This window comes from Dactylosporangium sp. NPDC005572, assembly GCF_040605515.1.
In the GTDB taxonomy this organism is placed as follows: Bacteria; Actinomycetota; Actinomycetes; order Mycobacteriales; family Micromonosporaceae; genus Dactylosporangium.
The window spans coordinates 1-1,003 of record NZ_JBEXCY010000485.1 but is presented as its reverse complement, the minus strand read 5'-3'; the positions used below and the strand labels follow the sequence as shown (position 1 = coordinate 1,003).

The following is a 1,003-nucleotide window of genomic DNA, read 5'->3' as shown; positions in this document are numbered from 1 at the left end:
CTTAGTACTGCAACGACAGGTTGTGATATAGAGCGGCGTTGTGATATTTGATCGTGTGTGTTGGAGGAGATGGCTGCTGGGTGGTCGGCGGGGTTCGTGGCGTTTCTGGGTCGGTTTGCTGGTCTGTTTCCCAGGGTGGAGTCGCGGCGTCAGATGCGGATCTATGTGCGGGGTCTGCTCGGTGAGGTGGAGCGTAAGAACGGGTGGACCCTCGCGGAAGCGGCCGGCGATGTTGGTCCGGAGCGGATGCAGCGGTTGCTGAACTTCTACGCGTGGGACACCGATGGGGTCCGTGACGAGGTCCGCGGGGCGGTGGTGGAGGCGATCGGGGATGCCCAGCGTGGGGTGTTGGTGGTGGACGAGACGGGGTTCTTGAAGAGGGGCGTGAAGTCTGCCGGGGTGGCGCGGCAGTACTCCGGGACGGCGGGGCGGATCGAGAACGTTCAGGTGGGTGTGTTCCTGGCGTATGCGTCGCCGCGGGGGCGGGCGTTGATCGATCGGGAGTTGTATCTGCCGAAGGAGTGGACCAGCGACCGGCAGCGGTGCCGGGAGGCTGGAGTCCCGGATGCGGTGCGGTTCGCGACGAAACCGTTGCTGGCGCAGGAGATGGTCGAGCGGGCCATCGAGGCGGAGGTGCCGTTCGGTTGGTTGACGGGTGATGAGGCGTATGGGCAGGACACCAAACTGCGGATGTGGTTGGAACTCAACAACATCGCGCACGTCCTCGCTGTGCCGTGCAACGCGATGGTGGTGTCGCAGCGGTTGCTGAAGGAGCGGGTCGATCGCCTCGTTGCCGCGGTTGATGCTGCTGGGTGGGTGCGGTTGAGCTGTGGTGCGGGCGCGCACGGTGAGCGGGTCTATGACTGGAGGGCGGTGCAGATCCGGCCGTTGCGCCGTCCGGGTTGGGGGCATTGGCTACTGGCCCGGCGCAGCGTCAGTGACCCGAGCAAGCTCGCTTACTACGTGTGTTTCGGGCCGGCCGGCACCGGCCTCGACGAGCTGA

The 1,003-nt window shown here is 65.5% G+C and carries 1 protein-coding gene; it reads left to right on the top strand.

Translation table 11 applies throughout. The features are described 5' to 3' along the window. Positions 1-69 precede the first annotated feature (69 nt). On the top strand, positions 70-1,003 hold a 934-nt coding region (locus tag ABZS66_RS61825; protein WP_354774324.1), incomplete at its 3' end, for an IS701 family transposase.